The following is a 15,579-nucleotide window of genomic DNA, read 5'->3' on the forward strand; positions in this document are numbered from 1 at the left end:
TACGACGGAGAATACAATGCCAGAAGCTTATATTGTTGATGCGGTGCGCAGTCCAACCGGACGCCGCAAGGGTGGTCTTGCCCATGTTCACGGTGCCGATCTGGGTGCCCATGTGCTTAAAGCCATCGTTGAACGCAATGGCATTCCCGATAATGAATACGACGATGTGATTTTCGGCTGTGTCGATACCATCGGCCCCTTGGCGGGTGATATTGCTCGCACCGCGTGGTTGGCCGCCGGGCTGTCACAGGAAGTGCCCGGCACCACGATTGATCGCCAGTGTGGTTCGTCTCAGCAAGCGGTTCACTTTGCTGCACAAGCAGTAATGTCGGGCACCATGGATGTGGTCGTGGCCGGTGGCGTACAAACCATGACTCAGATTCCCATCTCTTCGGCGATGATGTGTGCCGAGCCGCTGGGTTTTAAAGATCCGTTCTCCGGTTCACAAGGCTGGGTCGCCCGCTACGGCGCAGAGCCGCCCACTCAATTCAAATCTGCGCAAATGATTGCTGACAAGTGGGAACTGTCTCGTAAAGAGTTAGAGGTTTTTTCGCTGGAGTCCCATCGCCGAGCACTGCAGGCTATTGAACAAGGTCGTTTTGATCGGGAAATTATTCCCTTTGGCGATGTGCGCATGGATGAAACCCCGCGCCAATCAACCCTAGAAAAAATGGCTGAGCTGGATTATCTGTTCGGTTGCGACAAAGTCACCGCCGGGGTTTCCAGCCAAACCTGTGATGGCTCCAGTGCTGTGCTGGTCGTCAGCGAAGCGGCCCTCAAACGCTACAACCTTACGCCTCGCGCACGCATTCATCATATGAGCGTCCGCGCTGACGATCCCATCTGGATGCTGACCGCACCGATTCCCGCTACCGAATACGCACTGAAAAAAGCGGGCATGACACTGGCCGATATTGATCTGGTAGAAATTAACGAAGCTTTTGCTTCGGTGGTGATGGCATGGCTGAAAGAGACCGGCTATGACCACGCAAAAACCAATGTGAATGGTGGTGCCATCGCGCTGGGGCATCCGCTGGGCGCCACCGGGACGAAACTGATGACGACGCTGCTGCATGAATTGGAACGTACCGGTGGGCGCTACGGCCTTCAGACTATGTGTGAGGGTGGGGGGCAGGCCAACGTTACCATCTTAGAACGGTTGTAGGCGGTTCCTTCTGGCGGCTCCACCTGAGGCTCGCTGGCGGCGTTGGAGCAAAAATTTTGATCGGTCACTTACTGTTTGTAAGCTCCCTCACAAAATCTCCACTCCGCCTACCCAGCAAACCTCAGGTGAAACCTTGGAATAAAGCTAAAAAATTTCAGCTTTGACGGCTGGCGATCTACTGATCGGATGATGTATTAAAAAATAATAGAAAAGAATTGGAGAAAACCATGGGTATTCTTGCTGGCCGTGTGGCCATTATCACTGGCGCGGGTGGTGGCTTGGGTGCTGCTCACGCACGGATATTTGCAGCAGAAGGTTGCTGCGTGGTGGTTAACGATATCAATCAAGCGGCGGCGCAGGCAGTGGTCGATGAGATTAGCGCAGCCGGTGGTAAGGCGGTGGTGAATACTTCAGATATCACCAACTACGATGACAGTTTGAATGCCATTAAGCAGGCGGTAGATGCCTTTGGTGATTTGCATATTGTGCTGAATAACGCCGGGATTAATCGCGACCGTATGTTTGCCTCCATGACCGAACAGGAGTGGGACGCGATTATGTCAGTGCATCTCAAAGGGCATTTCTGTATGTCTTCCCACGCGGTGCATTACTGGCGTGCTCAGGCAAAAGAGGGCAAACCTGTTGCCGCGCGAATTATTAATACCACGTCAGGTGCCGGCTTGCAGGGCAGTGTTGGTCAGTCAAATTACGCCGCTGCCAAGGCGGGGATTGCGGCGCTGACCTTGAATCAGGCGGCGGAGTTGGCGCGCTATGGCATTACTGCCAATGCGATTGCTCCAGCGGCCAGAACCAGCATGACCATGGGTGTTGAAGCCATGGCGCAGCGTATGGCCAAGCCGGAGGATGGCAGCTTTGATTATTTCGCGCCGGAGAATGTTTCTTCTCTGCTGGCGTGGATTGCCAGTGCCGAATCGAGCCATGTCAGTGGCTGTGTGTTTGAAGCCGAGGGCGGAAAAATATCCCTTGCCGATGGTTGGCGCACCGGCCCGGAAGTGGATAAGGGCGATCGCTGGCAGCCTGCCGAGGTTGGGCAGGCGGTGGCCAAACTGATGGAACAAGCGGTTCCTGCTCAGAAAGTGTATGGCAGTTAAATTACGCAAAGATGTGAATTGGCACAGGGATATCAGCCGATTTCCTGTTGGGGCTGCGGCATAATCATGATTTTCATTCATAAACAGGGAGAAAACATGATGAAAAAAGCGATTCGCACAAGCCGTGCCCTAGCCTTACTTGGCGTAATGACCGCCGCTTCTGCAAGTCACGCCGGTGGTGTGGCCTTTCGTTTTGGTGACGACAGCCTGGGCTTTTCTGTAGCCGGTAATTTGTCGGCGGAAACCAGCGGGCAATTTGATTGGTTGCACCGGGATGACGATAACGCCGATATGGTGGCAACCGGCTTGTTTGCCAATGGTAAGCGCGGCTCACTCACCGGACGCATGGGTGTGAAAGCCGTTGGTTTGATTGGTGATAACACCGATTACAGCGGAGCGGCACTGGCGTTTGGCGGTGACTTGGCGCTGCCACTTAACGATATGTTGCGTCTGCGTGGCGGCGTGTTTTATGCGCCGGGTACAACATCTTTTAGTGATGTTGATGGTTTCCGCGAGGCCTCGGCGAGTCTGGAATTTAACCTGTTTCAGAATTCAGCCATTGAACTGGGCGTCGCTCAGATCCGTTTTGAAGATCAACGCGGGCGTAAATTTGAATTTGATGACGGCCTGTTTCTGCGATTGCAGTTAAGGCTGTAAAAATAATAGATGGGGTGGGGATGGAGTTTGCCTTTAACGAAGAGCAATTAATGATTCAAGAGTCGGCCGAATCCTTTTTAAGGGATAAGTCGACCAGCGAATCGATTCGCCGTGTGATGGATACAGACACGGGATACTGCCCCGAACTTTGGCAAAGTATTTGCCAAGATATGTATTGGCAGGCGATTCATCTGCCCGAGTCCTGCGGCGGTATGGGCTTGGGCTATGTTGAATTGCTTGCAGTAACAGAACAAATGGGGCGCTACCTACTTTGTGCGCCCTTCTTTTCAAGTGTTGCACTGGCGGCAAATGCGATATTGCTGGCGGGTTCTGAATCTCAGAAACAATGCTATCTCAGCGCGATCGCCGAGGGTAAAACCGCAACACTGGCTTACTCCTCCAGTGGCAGCAGTCAGTCGTTCAATCACGTTGTAGCTCGCTGTGTTGCAGATGGCGACCACTATATTCTCAATGGCGACTATCAGCATGTCATCGACGGCGCTAGCAGTGAGTTTTTGATTCTTGCTGCCCGTGATGAGCAGGACGATATTCAATTATTTCTTGTTGACGGGATGTCTGCTGGGCTGGAAGTCCAAGCGCTTCCAACCATGGATCAAACCCGTCATCGCGCTAGGCTAAGCGCCTCTAATTTGCGCCTGCCAGCCTCGACGCGTTTATCCCAGTTCGATAATGCCAACACCGCATTTTCTGCAGTGTTGGATTTGGCCACCATTGCCTTAGCCGCCGAGCAAGTCGGCTTAATGCAGCAACTATTAGATATGGCGGTGGCTTATACCGGCGAGCGCCAGCAGTTCAATCGACCCATTGCCAGCTTTCAGGCGATTAAACATATGGCCGCAGACATGATGCTGCGAACCGAAGTTGGCCGCTCAGCAGTGTATTACGCCGCTTGTATTGCCGATGAATATTTGGCGGGAACCGGCACCTCAGAAAGTCTTGCAGAGGCGGCGAGTATCGCCAAGGCCTGGTGTTCTGAGTCCGCGTTTAAAAATGCGGCGGACTGCCTGCAAATGCATGGCGGTGTTGGTTTTACCTGGGAATACGATGTCCACCTGTTTTTTAAACGGGCCAAAGCCAGCGAGCACTTTTTAGGTAATAGCGCTCAGCACCGCGAGCGCATTGCCACGATGTTATTAGATGAAAAACGGTTATTTGGTAACACGCCGTTATTTAGTGATAAGAAGTTAGTGGGAGCCGAAAAATGAAGTTGAGTTTTACTCCCGAAGACGAACAATTCCGCGGTGAAATCGCAAGCTGGTTACAGGAAAACTTGTGCGGCGAATTTGCAGAACTAAAATTTCGCGGCGGCCCTGGTGATGAGCATATGTTTCCCGAGCAGCGCAAAGGCTGGGAACAAAAGCTGGCGGAAGGCGGCTGGACCTGTGTGTCTTGGCCCAAGCAATACGGCGGCCGTGAACTCTCCATTGAGCAACAAGTGATTTTCTATGAAGAATACGCCCGCGCTGGTGCGCCGGGGCGTATGGGCCATATTGGCGACGGTTTGGCCGGCCCCACCATTTTAGCCTTTGGTACCGAGGCGCAAAAACAGAAATACCTGCCGGGCATTTTAGCGGGCACCGAGTTTTGGTGTCAGGGCTATTCCGAACCCGGAGCAGGTTCTGATTTGGCCAATGTAAAAACCAAAGCGCGATTTGATGAGGCCAGCGGCAAGTGGATTCTCAATGGCCAGAAAGTGTGGACCTCTCTGGCCCACGAGTCCGACTACTGCTTTGTGATTGCGCGCACTGATCCAGAGTCCAGCGCTCATAAAGGGCTGGGGTTCTTTTTGATGAAAATGGATCAGCCGGGAATCACCGTGCGCCCCATTGAACAAATCACCGGCACCTCAGAATTTAATGAAGTTTTTTTCGATGATGCGGTGTGCGATGCCGACGATATTGTCGGCGCACCGGGCGAGGGTTGGAAAGTGGCAATGGGCTTGCTGGGTTTTGAACGCGGCGTGTCTACCCTCGGCCAGCAAATGGCCTTTCAAAATGAATTAGACGAAGTTATAAAACTGGCCAAATCGCGGGGCGCAGATCGCGACCCAGCATTGCGTCAGCGTATAGCGCAAGCCCATATCGGCCTGAAAATCATGCGCTATAACAGTATGCGTATGTTGTCCGGCGGTGCAGATGGCAGCCTGCAAAAAGAGGCGCTGATCTATAAATTGTACTGGGCGAGCTGGCATAGAGACCTTGGCGAATTGGCGATGGATATTCTCGGTGAAGATGCCGATATTCTCGCTGGCGAGAACTATGAATTGAGTCGCCTGCAGTCGCTGTTTTTGTTTACCCGCTCGGATACGATTTATGGTGGGACTAATGAGATACAGAGAAATATTATTGCGGAGCGGGGGCTTGGAATGCCGAGGGAAAAACGGGCTTCGTGATGAACTCCTTGGCGGCGTTGAAATACGGGGAGCGCGGGCTTCGTGATGAACTCCCTGGCGGCGTTGAAATACCCTTTTTAGTCGGTCACATACTATTTGTATGCTCCCTCCTAAAAAGCCCATTTCGCCTTGCCAGAAAGCCCATCACAAACTCCTAGGTTTGGGTGGAAAATAAAAACAAAACAAAACAAAAAAAGAAACAGCTAATCATTAGTAAAGAAAAAATTAAAAGCGAAGATAAAGAGAGTTCTGATGAATATCCATATCCCTGAATATGTAAGCGGCCACGGTTTGTTAAAAGATAAATCGGTATTGATTACGGCGGCGGCCGGGGTCGGTATTGGTTTTTCGGCAGCAACACGTGCGGTAGAAGAGGGTTGTCGGGCAATTGTAATCAGCGATATTCACGAGGGTCGCTTAAACGAGGCGGTGGATAAGCTGAAAAGCGAAACCGGCTTGGAATCGGTTTGGGGCAATGTGTGCAATGTCGCGGTTGAAGAAGACGTTCAAGCGCTAATCGCCTTTGCTGAGGAACAGACCGGCGGTGTCGATGTGCTGATTAATAACGCAGGTTTGGGAACTTCAAAACTTCTGATCGATATGGAAGATCCCGAGTGGAATAAAGTTATTGATGTCACGCTTAATGGCACTATGCGGATGACCCGCCAGATGATGCGAGTGATGAAAACCCGTGGGCAAGGGGTCATTGTTAATAATGCTTCCGTGCTCGGTTGGCGCGCACAGAAAGAACAAGCGCATTACGCTGCCGCTAAAGCCGGGGTGATGGCGCTAACACGTTGCGCCGCCTTGGAGGCCGCTGATTTTGGTGTGCGTATCAACGCCGTAGCGCCATCTTTGGCCGTGCATCCGATGTTGAAAAAATCAGCGCCCGAAGCATTGTTGAAAGAATTGGAATCGCGTGAGGCCTATGGCCGTGGAGCGGAGGTGTGGGAGGTGGCTAATATTATGATGTTTTTGGCCTCCGATTATTCGAGCTATCTTACCGGCGAGATTATCAGTTGTTCCTCCCAGCGCGCCTGAACTCCTCCTCCTTAGCTCTGGCGTCGTTATCACTTTGCTTAAAATGCTCATTTACTCAATGTAAATTCCGCTTTTTCGCAAAATGATGCCTCGCCAGCGCGTCGGAGGTTGTATTAAAGGTTGGTTGCAATTTACCTTGGAAAAACGGGATAGCAAATACCAAATACCAAGGAACTTTGGGTTAAATAAGAAAAGAGAGAAATCAAATGAAAGAAGCCGTCATAGTTTCAACCGCCCGCACGGGTATGGGTAAGTCGTTTCGCGGCGCATTAAACGATACCGAAGCGCCAGCCATGGGTGGTCATGTGGTGCGCGCAGCGGTAGAGAAAGCGGGCATTGATCCGGCGAGTATTGATGATGTGATTATGGGTGCGGCGGCGCAGCAGGGCACCCAAGCCTATAATATTGGTCGCTTGTGCGGTGTGGCGGCAGGTCTGCCTGACACGGTTGCCGGTATGGCCATTGAGCGCCAGTGCAGCTCAGGGTTGATGTCGATTGCCTGGGCGGCTAAATCCATAATGTGTAATGAAATGGATGTGGCGGTTGCTGGCGGTCTCGAGTCTATTTCTTTGGTACAGACCAAGCATAAAAATGCCTACCGCAATGTCTCTAAAACCGTTACGGATATAGATCCAAGCGCTTACATTCCGATGATCGAAACCGCTGAAATTGTCGCGGACCGCTACGGTATTTCCCGCGAGGCGCAGGATGAATATTCCCTGCAAAGTCAGCAGCGGGTTGCTGCAGCACAGCAGGCGGGTTTATTTGCCGAAGAGATTGTGCCCTTTGAGGCCAGAATGTCGGTGTTCAATAAAGAAACCAAGGAAACCAGTTATCAAACTGTGATGCTGGATCGCGATGAGTGCAATCGGCCGTCAACCACCTTGGAAAGTCTGTCTTCACTGGAACCGGTTTGGAAAGACGGCGAGTGGGTAAAACAAGGTCGTTTTATTACGGCGGGTAATGCCTCGCAATTGTCTGATGGTGCATCGGCCAGTGTCGTTATGGACAGCAAGCGTGCAGAGCAATTGGGCCTTTCACCCCTGGGGGCGTATCGCGGTTTGGCGGTGGCGGGCTGCAAAGCCGATGAGATGGGTATTGGGCCGGTATTTGCCATTCCAAAACTATTACAGCGCCACGGCTTAAAGGTGGACGATATTGGACTGTGGGAATTGAATGAGGCGTTTGCCTGTCAGGTGCTTTATTGCCGAGACAAACTGGGCATTGATAATGCGCGCTTGAACGTTAATGGCGGTGCGATTGCTATTGGCCATCCCTTTGGTATGAGTGGTGCGCGTATGGTCGGCCATGCCTTGTTAGAGGCGCGTCGCCGCAAGGAAAAATACGCGGTAGTGACCATGTGTATTGGTGGCGGTATGGGTGCAGCGGCGCTATTTGAAGTGTTTTAAATCATTCCATCTCGGCCCGGCAATTGTCGGGCCGAGCGGCTAATAGAATTCGTATTCCAGCAAAAAGCGAATAACCACATCTTCACTGTCTTGATCGAGTCCAAAGATACTGCCGAGCTGCCAGTGCAGGGAATTGGCATTGCTAAAGCGGATGGTGCCCATGGCGGCCGGGCCGATACCCCGGTAATCCTCGCCGGCGTAGAATTCAATCGCGGGTTCGAGATGGGGGTGATACATATAGCGCAGTTGGGCGTTTAATTGGCTGTCCCATTCCACTTTGTCGTTGCCCAGATTTTCATAAATCAGACTGGCATTTACGGTAGTGGTAAAGCGTTTAATTTGTTTGGCTATTATCACCGTCGCCGCGAGTTCGGTTTCCTTGTTTTCGCGCTGCTTTTCGTATTCAAGCATCAGACCCCAATCGGCACTGTATTCGCCTTGCTCGGTCAGTTGATAGCGGGCCTCAAGCTCGAAAGCATCAATCGTTTTTTCGCCAAGATCATCATCAATAATATAGGCTTCTAAGGCTAGGCGGTCGGAAACAGCGGCGGCAAAACCGAGCTTTTGAATACTGTCTCGTTGGCGACCGGATTCGCTGCGATTAACCTCGACCCGGCGGTATTCCAGTTCTTTTTCCAATGGATTGACGTAGGGTTCGTAAACTCGATCTACCGCGAGCCCGTCGGCAAAGCCTTGGCTGGATGCTGTTAAACCGAGCAAAGAGATGAAAAAAACAGGGTGTTTACGCCGCATGATTATTCCTTGCTTGCGGATGGTTTACATCCTTTTCTGCCTTGGTGCGACTCTGATAAAGGCCGCTAAAAAGAAACGCAAGACTACTCAGTAATACGATGAAATACGCCGCAATTTGCACAGGCGCAGGGCTGGCTTCGTAGCCGATAAGTGCATACATCAACTGGCCGAGCACACTGTCTTCGGCGATCAAACCACTGCTGTCCCAAACCTGACCATCGGGCAGCCAGTCCGCTTGAATAAGCATTTTGCAAGCCTGCAGTATCATGCCCGCCGCAATCAGGCTGGCAATAATGGCGTTGATACGCAGCCCGTACTGTTCCTTAAAACTGCCGAGCCAGAAATAGAATAAAGCGCCGACACTAAAGCCTAAGCCAACACCTATTGCAGAACCTGCGAACAGGCTATTGCGCAATTCGGGAGAGGGGATGAATGCGGACAGATAAAGATAAATCTCGGCGCCTTCTCTGGCGATGGCAATAATGGTTACCCCAATCATCAGGGCGTAGAGTTTGCCGGCAGGGCGTGAATTTTCTTTAACTCTGATGAAGTGCCCATACATGGTTAAGGGCAGCAGAACGCTTAATAAGATTAGCGAGAAGGCGTCGAAAATTTCCTGACCCACGCCATCAAATAGGTTGGCAATAGTACTGAGTTGGGAAGCATAGCCAATGGAGGCCAATAAACCGATACCAATGGCAGGTAATAGCCAGCGATTATTAAGTCCACTGCGCTGCGCACTTGCCATAAATAGGCTCAAGATAAGTACCGCTTCTAATACTTCGCGCAGTAGGATGATGACACTGGTGGATAACATGATCAGTTCCTATTCTGCGATGATTTCGCCCTGGGCGGTCTTGGGGTTAAATTCGCCAAAAAACGGATATTTTCCCGGCGGTAACGGCCCAATAAAAATTACCGCTTTTTGTCCACCCAGAATGACTTTCTCTCGATTTAATTCGTAGCTTTCAAATTCCTCTGGTGTTTTGTCGGTATTGTGAACCAGCAATTTAATCTTGGTGTTGGCAGGTATGCTAAGCGTGGATGGCTCAAATAAATGATTGCGAATTTGCAACTCAAAAACCGGCTTGCCCGCGTACGCAGCGCTGGAACCCATGATCATTAATAGGCTCAGCAAGAATAGTGTGTGCAACTTGTTCGATTTACAGGGCATCACGCGGATCATTTTTAGGATTCCTGTTTGGTCTTGGGCGGTTGGGGAAAATCCACATGAATTGCCAAGCCTTGATGATCAATTCCTTTTCCCGCGCTGAGTTTGGCACTGTGTAGTTCGGCAATTCGGCTGACAATCGACAGCCCTAAGCCACAGCCGCTTTCACCGGAGTTGTGCCGGTCGCCGCCCGCTCGATAAAAACGCTCAAAAATGCGCTCACGATCCTTGTCTTCAATGCCGGGTCCATTGTCACGCACGGTTAACGTAACCGTTTTGCTATTGCGAATATCAATTTCTATCTGTGCGCCGTTTGGACAATATTTCATAGCGTTGCGCAGCAGGTTTTCAATGAGGATTTGCAGGGTAAAACGATCGCCATGAATTGTTGCAGATTCTCCAAGTAGGGCAATCTGCTGCCCGCGTTTGGCAAACTCTGGATACAGTTTGGCGATGATTTCACGACAGAATTTTTGCAATTCTATTGGCAAAAATTGACTGGGGAAGGTTTCTGCCGTGGTGCGGTTAAGCAGGAGTAATTGCTCCACCAGATGAGACAGTCGTTCAACATCTGGAGCCAGTTTTGTCAGCGCTTCGGCAGCGTGTTCAGGTTGTGCCAATCCATTATGTAGGTGCATTGAAATCGCGCTGATTGGGGTGCGAAGCTCATGGGCGGCATCGGCGGAAAAACGCCGTTCGCGTTCAAAAGCATCGCCCAATCGTTGCAGAGAATGGTTCACCGCGCTTACGACTGGAGCGAGTTCGTCTGGCGGCGATTCAAGATTGATTGCGGAAAAATCATCGGTTGCCTTGTGTTTTAGTTGCTCGGCAAGGTCGCGCAAACTGCGCAGCCCGTAGCCGATGATCAGCCAGATAATTAATGCGGTGGCAGGCAGTACTAGCAGGACAGGAATAACCGATTGTAAGACCACGGACTCGGCGAGCCGATAACGAAGATCGCTGCGCTCTGCAATCACGACTCGGCGGCTTTGTGTTTCGTTTTCTAAACTGAAAATGCGCCAGCGATAACCGCCAAAATTAGCTTCACTAAAACCACTTTCGGCACTGATGGGGGTCGTCGGTGTGCGACTGGATCGCCATAGTATGTTTCCGTTAGCGTCAATTAACTGGAAAACACTGGCATTGTCGATATCGGATGCTGGAGCAGCAGGTGTGCTTAGTTGAGCAATGGGCGTATCCAGCAGGCGCTCTGCAGAAGCCCGAAGCTGTTGATCAAAAATGGCCTGCGCCTCATTCATACTGCTGCGATAACCCTGCAGAGAGGCGAGAAAGGTGCCCAGAGAAAATACGGCTAATATGCTGATGATTAGAAAGCGGCGCAGCGAGGTCATTCTGCCTGCCCTAATATATAGCCGACGCCGCGAATGGTTTTAATTAATTCGCTGCCCAGTTTCTTGCGCAGATTATGGATGTGCACATCGACGGTATTGCTGCTGATTTCGTCGCCCCAGCTATACAGTTTTTCCTCAAGTTGTTCTCGGCTAAACACTTGGCCGGGACGATCGGCAAGGGCGCGGAGAATCGCAAATTCCCGGCGCGAAATTTTTTGTTCTTCGCCGCGCAGCTTGACCTGATGGCTGGCGATATTAATGCTGATTTCACCAATGTGTATTTCTGTTGTTTGTACTTGGCCGCCGCGCCGACACAGCACGCGGATACGGGCCAGTAATTCTTCAAAGGCAAAGGGTTTGGTTAAGTAATCATCGGCGCCAGCATCCAGACCGGAAATTTTTTGTTGGAGCCCATCGCGTGCGGTAAGAATTAACACCGGTGTGGTGAGTTTGTCTCGGCGGAGCTGATTGAGTAGTTCCAGCCCATCCTGATCCGGCAGGCCGAGGTCGAGAATGAGTACATCGTATTGACCTGCTCCCATGTATTGCAACGCGCTGTGCGCTGTGGCGGCATGATCCGTGGCATAGCCGGCTCGCTGCAGGCCGGTGCTTATGCCATCGGCCAGTGAGAGATCATCTTCAATAAGTAATATTCGCATAGGCGAGTTTTAGCCTGTCGCGGCCACTTGCGCAATCCCTTGGTATTTTATTTATTGAGTGCGAAGTGCCGACGAATTATCGGCAGTTGCTTGCTCAATGCCTTGCCGACCACGGATGGAAATAGGGCGTTAAGTTTGACAAAAAAACGCTCTGGCCAACCGAGAAAATGGTGCTGACTTTGGCTTTTTTCTATTAGCTTCAATACTGCATGGGCGACAATGCTGGGCTCATCCACTTGATTGCCCAGCTCCTTATTCAATGCATTTACTGCCGGGCTATTCATTTCGGTATTCACTGCGCGGGGTGCCAAATAGTGGATGGCGATGGCTTGGTCAGCCAGTTCACGCTGCAAAGATTCGGTAAAGCCGCGTAAACCAAATTTGCTGGCGCAATAAAGACTGAAGCCGGGATAGCCGATACTGCCGAAACTGGAACCGATATTGATAATGCGCGCCTCTGAACTTTTTAACAGAGTGGGCAACAGGTTTTGAGTCAGGCGAATGGGAGCGATTAAATTCACTGCCATTAATTGCTCAAGCGAGTCAGCGTCCTGTTGTATATCGCCAAACCAAGATAAGCCGGCGTTATTGATGAGTGCATCCAGTGGTAGTGCCGTCAGCTTTTCACAGCACGATTGCAATTGAGCCTCATCGCTGAGATCAACGGTAAAACAGCTGTGATTCCCCGGCAATTGCTGTTGCAGGTTTGCCAGACTATGAGCGTTACGGCCGAGTAGCACTAGGCGATGACCGGCGGCGGCCAATTCTTTAGCAATAGCTTGCCCGATTCCGCCAGTGGCACCCGTGAGTACGATAGTTAATGGTTTCATGGCTAAAGTCCTTGTGCGTAGCTCAGGCAGCCTGACGTTGTTCAGAGCCCGATTCCAGATCGCGGAAAATATTGCCGTAGAGCTGATAAAACATTTTCGCGCGATGAATGATTTCAGCCTGATCGCCTTCGTCGGTGATCTTGTCCATTAACTTTTCAAAGAAGGCGACGTGCTCAATATCCAGAGCGCCGTGGGACTTTAAATAACTGAACGCTTTATTGGGTAAATTCAAACTTTGTTGAATCGCCGCTGCGGCGTTATCTGCCACGGCAATACTGGTACCTTCCAAGACCATGACCATGCCGAAAAATCCGACTGGATTCCCGCGTGTAACCGTGTCGTAAGCGTAAGCGACCATCAGTTCAGCGGCGCTATCGGGGCGGCTGTGGCGTACCGACTCTTTGTCACCTTGGCAGGCGGCAATATCATTCAATATCCATTCTTGATGGCCAACTTCCTCTTCAATATATTCGGCAACCGCTTCACGCAGCCATTCATGGTGATCTGGCAAGCGAGCGCCACAGGCCATGAGCAGCGGCACGGTATGTTTTACGTGGTGGAAAGCCTGACTTAAAAACGCGATGTAATCTGCACGGCTGAGTCCACCTGTAAGAGCTCGTTGGATAAACGGCTGAGACGTCAGATATTGGCGTTCTGCTGCGGTTTCAGCTTGCAAGCGTGCGTAAAAGCTCATCGTATTCTCCTTTAGATGAATCTGGGTAGTTGGCATAGCAGGTGTCAATTTCGGCGGCGTAATGTTCCAGAATTTTGGGCCGGCGCAGTCTGCCATTGGCGGTTAACAGTTCATTCGTTGTTGTGAAAGGGTGTTCAAGGGCAAGCCAGCATTTGATCTGGGCATAATCGGGTAGCCGGCTATTTAATCGTTGAATTGCGTGATCGATGGCTTGGGTGTCGGCAGCAGTTTCGGCATCGATTGCTGGGTAAATTAAAGCGCTGCAATAGGGGCGGTCGTCGCCGACCACAATGCACTGCACAATACCGGGTATGGCGAGTAACTCACTCTCTAGCCACTCAGGGGAAATATTGCGGCCATAGCTGCTGACCAGCACATTTTTGCGGCGTCCCTGAAGTAGCAAGAAGCCGTCATTGTTAATTTCGCCTAGATCGCCGGTGGCGACCTCGATATTGGTTTGGCTTGATTCATCCCCCAGATAGCCGAGAAAGCTATTACCGCTAACGATAATTTCACCTTGCTCAAACCGCAGATGGCAGTGGTTGAGGAGTTTGCCTGCGCTGCCGGGTAGGTCGGCATTGGGTGTATTCAGGGTCAATACCGAAGCGCACTCAGAAAGGCCGTAACCCTCATATACCGGCAAGCCGAATTGGCGAGCCTGCAGGATTTGACTCACCGCGACTCTGGCACCACCGACTGCAACAAATTTAAGTGAAGAGGGCGCTTGCCAGCCTTGTTCGCAAGCCTCGCACAGGCTTTTAAGAATTTGCGGCAAGACAATGGCGCTGTTGGGCCGGTAGTGGTCTAAAGCATTAGCGAGCTGATTGATATTCAGACTGGAGCTGCCGCCCCAACCAAGTGTGGCTAAGCCGGGAAGAAACACCGTGGCGCCACGTAGTAGTGCCGCATAAACCCCGGCGACATTTTCCAGCAGGGTGGCCAATGGCAGCACGGCCAGATGAGATTCCAGACCGAGACCGGAAAGCGCGCTATTTACCGCGCTCGCGGTGCGGCATTGATTTTCAGTGGAAAGACAAACGCCTTTAGCTTGCGACGTTGAGCCCGAGGTGTAAGTGATTTTGCTGGTGCCTTGAGGAAATTCCACACAGCTAGAAGACGCCGAATCCAGATGAACATAGCGGAGTGTAGACAGGCTGTTTAGTGCGCAGCCCTGTGGCGCTGTATCGCTAATCAGAATTTGTGCCCGGCTATTGTCTAAGGCGTTTTGACGCTGCTCGGCAGAAAAATAGGCGGGCAGTGGGATTAGGCAAATTTCCGCTGCCTGACAGGCCAGATCAACCACAATCCATTCCGGGCTATTATCGGCGAGTAAGGCGATAGTGGAGGCATTCAATGCCTTCAATTCTGCGGCGAGCGTTTTAACGGTTTGCCACAACACAGCGTAGCTAAACATGCTGTGTTCACCGTGAAGTGCAATACCTTTAAGTGCAATGGTTTCGCCGCGCTCCTTGGCCCAATGCGCAATATGTGCAAGTAGGGCAGGTTGAACGGCTGTTTGCTTGGCTGTTTGCTTGGCGTGCGGCTTCATCATGGATTCCTAAGCCTGCATTACCGGTGCTTGGCCCAAGCTGGCTTCGCAGCTTTGCAACATACTGGCGGTAAGCGGGTGACGTTGTAGAACTTGCAGGGCTTTGCGGGCATTCACGGCAATTACCGCCGGATTGGAATGGTAGTAACTGCCCCACTGGCTTTGGGCTTCCCCGAGTCGAGCGGGGTCTGCTTCGGCAAGAAAAAACTGCTTCAGCTTAAGTCGATTAAGTAATTTTTGTACCTCGGGGGTGGCGGTGAAAATCGCCCAAGTTACACCCTGCTGACACAGCAATAAGGTGAGCGCGGTAAACAGCATTTGGCTGGCGCCGCGCTGGGTCGCAACCAAATTGCCAATTTCCATAAGATCCGATCTGGACACGGTTTTGCCGATTTTTTCTGACAATATGACTTCGGCTGGTACATCTAGGTAGGTTTCTAGAAACAGGGCGCGGCTATCTGTGCCGCGACGCATCCCTAGTGCTGCGCGCAAATCTTGTTGGCAGCCACTATTAATCGCTCCGCGGTGCATAAGCAGTAATTCAGGCATGAATTCACTGATTTCGGCCCCGTAACTCAGGCGGAATTTTTCAGCAATATAGCTTTCACTCAGTTTTCTACCGGGTTCAAAGGCCGTAATCACTGAAAATTGGGGCGCTGAGGACGATGCCCCCAGAGTATTTTCAGTGGCGGTAAAGCGGCGGCTGTTGACGGGTAGTGAGAGCGACATGGCCTACTCCTGGATATCGTTGATGAGTCCAGAGTAGGCAGGTCA

General features: G+C 51.4%; 16 protein-coding genes. 7 read left to right on the forward strand and 9 right to left on the reverse strand.

The genetic code is table 11. The features are described 5' to 3' along the window. Positions 1-16: 16 nt before the first annotated feature. From IB286_RS04905 to IB286_RS04935, 7 genes are all read left to right on the forward strand, one after another. On the forward strand, positions 17-1,165 hold the full coding sequence (locus tag IB286_RS04905; RefSeq protein ID WP_190763084.1) for an acetyl-CoA C-acetyltransferase: 1,149 nt from the start codon (positions 17-19) through the stop codon (positions 1,163-1,165). 227 nt (positions 1,166-1,392) lie between these two features. Next, positions 1,393-2,277 carry an SDR family oxidoreductase gene (locus IB286_RS04910; RefSeq protein WP_190763087.1) on the forward strand — a complete coding sequence of 295 codons (885 nt, stop codon included), beginning with the start codon at positions 1,393-1,395 and terminating at the stop codon, positions 2,275-2,277. A gap of 96 nt (positions 2,278-2,373) precedes the next feature. Beyond that, positions 2,374-2,934 (forward strand): YfaZ family outer membrane protein, encoded by a 561-nt coding sequence (locus IB286_RS04915; RefSeq protein ID WP_190763089.1) that lies wholly within the window; start codon positions 2,374-2,376, stop codon positions 2,932-2,934. Positions 2,935-2,954: 20 nt separating this feature from the next. Further along, entirely contained in the window at positions 2,955-4,160 is a 1,206-nt protein-coding gene (locus IB286_RS04920; RefSeq protein ID WP_190763091.1) for an acyl-CoA dehydrogenase family protein, read from the forward strand. Continuing rightward, on the forward strand, positions 4,157-5,347 hold the full coding sequence (locus tag IB286_RS04925) for an acyl-CoA dehydrogenase family protein (protein ID WP_190763093.1): 1,191 nt from the start codon (positions 4,157-4,159) through the stop codon (positions 5,345-5,347). The genes IB286_RS04920 and IB286_RS04925 overlap by 4 nt, the downstream gene beginning before the upstream one ends. A 252-nt stretch (positions 5,348-5,599) precedes the next feature. Next, the gene (locus IB286_RS04930) at positions 5,600-6,388 is read left to right on the forward strand and encodes an SDR family oxidoreductase (RefSeq protein ID WP_190763095.1); all 789 of its coding nucleotides are present in this window, start codon (positions 5,600-5,602) and stop codon (positions 6,386-6,388) included. A 206-nt stretch (positions 6,389-6,594) separates the two neighbouring features. Next, positions 6,595-7,797 (forward strand): acetyl-CoA C-acyltransferase, encoded by a 1,203-nt coding sequence (locus IB286_RS04935; protein ID WP_190763097.1) that lies wholly within the window; start codon positions 6,595-6,597, stop codon positions 7,795-7,797. A gap of 39 nt (positions 7,798-7,836) precedes the next feature. On the opposite strand, the gene IB286_RS04940 is transcribed toward IB286_RS04935, so the two are convergent. From IB286_RS04940 to IB286_RS04980, 9 genes are read right to left on the reverse strand one after another with little or no spacing between them, the layout of a single operon-like run. After that, the gene (locus IB286_RS04940) at positions 7,837-8,550 is read right to left on the reverse strand and encodes a hypothetical protein (RefSeq protein ID WP_190763099.1); all 714 of its coding nucleotides are present in this window, start codon (positions 8,548-8,550) and stop codon (positions 7,837-7,839) included. Continuing rightward, positions 8,540-9,367, reverse strand: a complete 828-nt coding sequence (locus tag IB286_RS04945) for an FTR1 family protein (RefSeq protein WP_190763101.1) — start codon at positions 9,365-9,367, stop codon at positions 8,540-8,542. The genes IB286_RS04940 and IB286_RS04945 overlap by 11 nt, the downstream gene beginning before the upstream one ends. Before the next feature lie 9 nt (positions 9,368-9,376). Then, positions 9,377-9,736, reverse strand: coding sequence for a cupredoxin domain-containing protein (locus IB286_RS04950; protein WP_223826128.1), 360 nt, complete (start codon positions 9,734-9,736; stop codon positions 9,377-9,379). A 2-nt stretch (positions 9,737-9,738) separates the two neighbouring features. Then, positions 9,739-11,073, reverse strand: a complete 1,335-nt coding sequence (locus tag IB286_RS04955; protein ID WP_190763103.1) for an ATP-binding protein — start codon at positions 11,071-11,073, stop codon at positions 9,739-9,741. After that, positions 11,070-11,732 carry a response regulator gene (locus IB286_RS04960; RefSeq protein ID WP_190763105.1) on the reverse strand — a complete coding sequence of 221 codons (663 nt, stop codon included), beginning with the start codon at positions 11,730-11,732 and terminating at the stop codon, positions 11,070-11,072. Before IB286_RS04960 ends, IB286_RS04955 begins: the two co-directional genes overlap by 4 nt. A 47-nt stretch (positions 11,733-11,779) precedes the next feature. Further along, entirely contained in the window at positions 11,780-12,562 is a 783-nt protein-coding gene (locus tag IB286_RS04965) for an SDR family oxidoreductase (protein WP_190763108.1), read from the reverse strand. Positions 12,563-12,584: 22 nt separating this feature from the next. Then, complete coding sequence (locus IB286_RS04970) at positions 12,585-13,256, reverse strand: TenA family transcriptional regulator (protein ID WP_190763110.1); 672 nt, start codon at positions 13,254-13,256, stop codon at positions 12,585-12,587. Beyond that, on the reverse strand, positions 13,228-14,808 hold the full coding sequence (locus IB286_RS04975) for an AMP-binding protein (RefSeq protein WP_190763112.1): 1,581 nt from the start codon (positions 14,806-14,808) through the stop codon (positions 13,228-13,230). Before IB286_RS04975 ends, IB286_RS04970 begins: the two co-directional genes overlap by 29 nt. 6 nt (positions 14,809-14,814) lie before the next feature. Next, positions 14,815-15,534: a thermostable hemolysin gene (locus IB286_RS04980; protein ID WP_190763113.1), complete on the reverse strand. Its 720-nt coding sequence runs from the start codon at positions 15,532-15,534 to the stop codon at positions 14,815-14,817. Between the last annotated feature and the right edge of the window lie 45 nt (positions 15,535-15,579).

This window comes from Spongiibacter pelagi, assembly GCF_014705705.1.
Lineage (GTDB): Bacteria > Pseudomonadota > Gammaproteobacteria > Pseudomonadales > Spongiibacteraceae > Spongiibacter > Spongiibacter pelagi.

Bases quoted from the DNA above. Each gene is read 5' to 3' on its own strand.
- IB286_RS04905 (WP_190763084.1), top strand. From the start codon at position 17: ATGCCAGAAGCTTATATTGTTGATGCGGTGCGCAGTCCAACCGGACGC.
- IB286_RS04910 (WP_190763087.1), top strand. From the start codon at position 1,393: ATGGGTATTCTTGCTGGCCGTGTGGCCATTATCACTGGCGCGGGTGGT.
- IB286_RS04915 (WP_190763089.1), top strand. From the start codon at position 2,374: ATGATGAAAAAAGCGATTCGCACAAGCCGTGCCCTAGCCTTACTTGGC.
- IB286_RS04920 (WP_190763091.1), top strand. From the start codon at position 2,955: ATGGAGTTTGCCTTTAACGAAGAGCAATTAATGATTCAAGAGTCGGCC.
- IB286_RS04925 (WP_190763093.1), top strand. From the start codon at position 4,157: ATGAAGTTGAGTTTTACTCCCGAAGACGAACAATTCCGCGGTGAAATC.
- IB286_RS04930 (WP_190763095.1), top strand. From the start codon at position 5,600: ATGAATATCCATATCCCTGAATATGTAAGCGGCCACGGTTTGTTAAAA.
- IB286_RS04935 (WP_190763097.1), top strand. From the start codon at position 6,595: ATGAAAGAAGCCGTCATAGTTTCAACCGCCCGCACGGGTATGGGTAAG.
- IB286_RS04940 (WP_190763099.1), bottom strand. From the start codon at position 8,550: ATGCGGCGTAAACACCCTGTTTTTTTCATCTCTTTGCTCGGTTTAACA.
- IB286_RS04945 (WP_190763101.1), bottom strand. From the start codon at position 9,367: ATGTTATCCACCAGTGTCATCATCCTACTGCGCGAAGTATTAGAAGCG.
- IB286_RS04950 (WP_223826128.1), bottom strand. From the start codon at position 9,736: ATGATCCGCGTGATGCCCTGTAAATCGAACAAGTTGCACACACTATTC.
- IB286_RS04955 (WP_190763103.1), bottom strand. From the start codon at position 11,073: ATGACCTCGCTGCGCCGCTTTCTAATCATCAGCATATTAGCCGTATTT.
- IB286_RS04960 (WP_190763105.1), bottom strand. From the start codon at position 11,732: ATGCGAATATTACTTATTGAAGATGATCTCTCACTGGCCGATGGCATA.
- IB286_RS04965 (WP_190763108.1), bottom strand. From the start codon at position 12,562: ATGAAACCATTAACTATCGTACTCACGGGTGCCACTGGCGGAATCGGG.
- IB286_RS04970 (WP_190763110.1), bottom strand. From the start codon at position 13,256: ATGAGCTTTTACGCACGCTTGCAAGCTGAAACCGCAGCAGAACGCCAA.
- IB286_RS04975 (WP_190763112.1), bottom strand. From the start codon at position 14,808: ATGATGAAGCCGCACGCCAAGCAAACAGCCAAGCAAACAGCCGTTCAA.
- IB286_RS04980 (WP_190763113.1), bottom strand. From the start codon at position 15,534: ATGTCGCTCTCACTACCCGTCAACAGCCGCCGCTTTACCGCCACTGAA.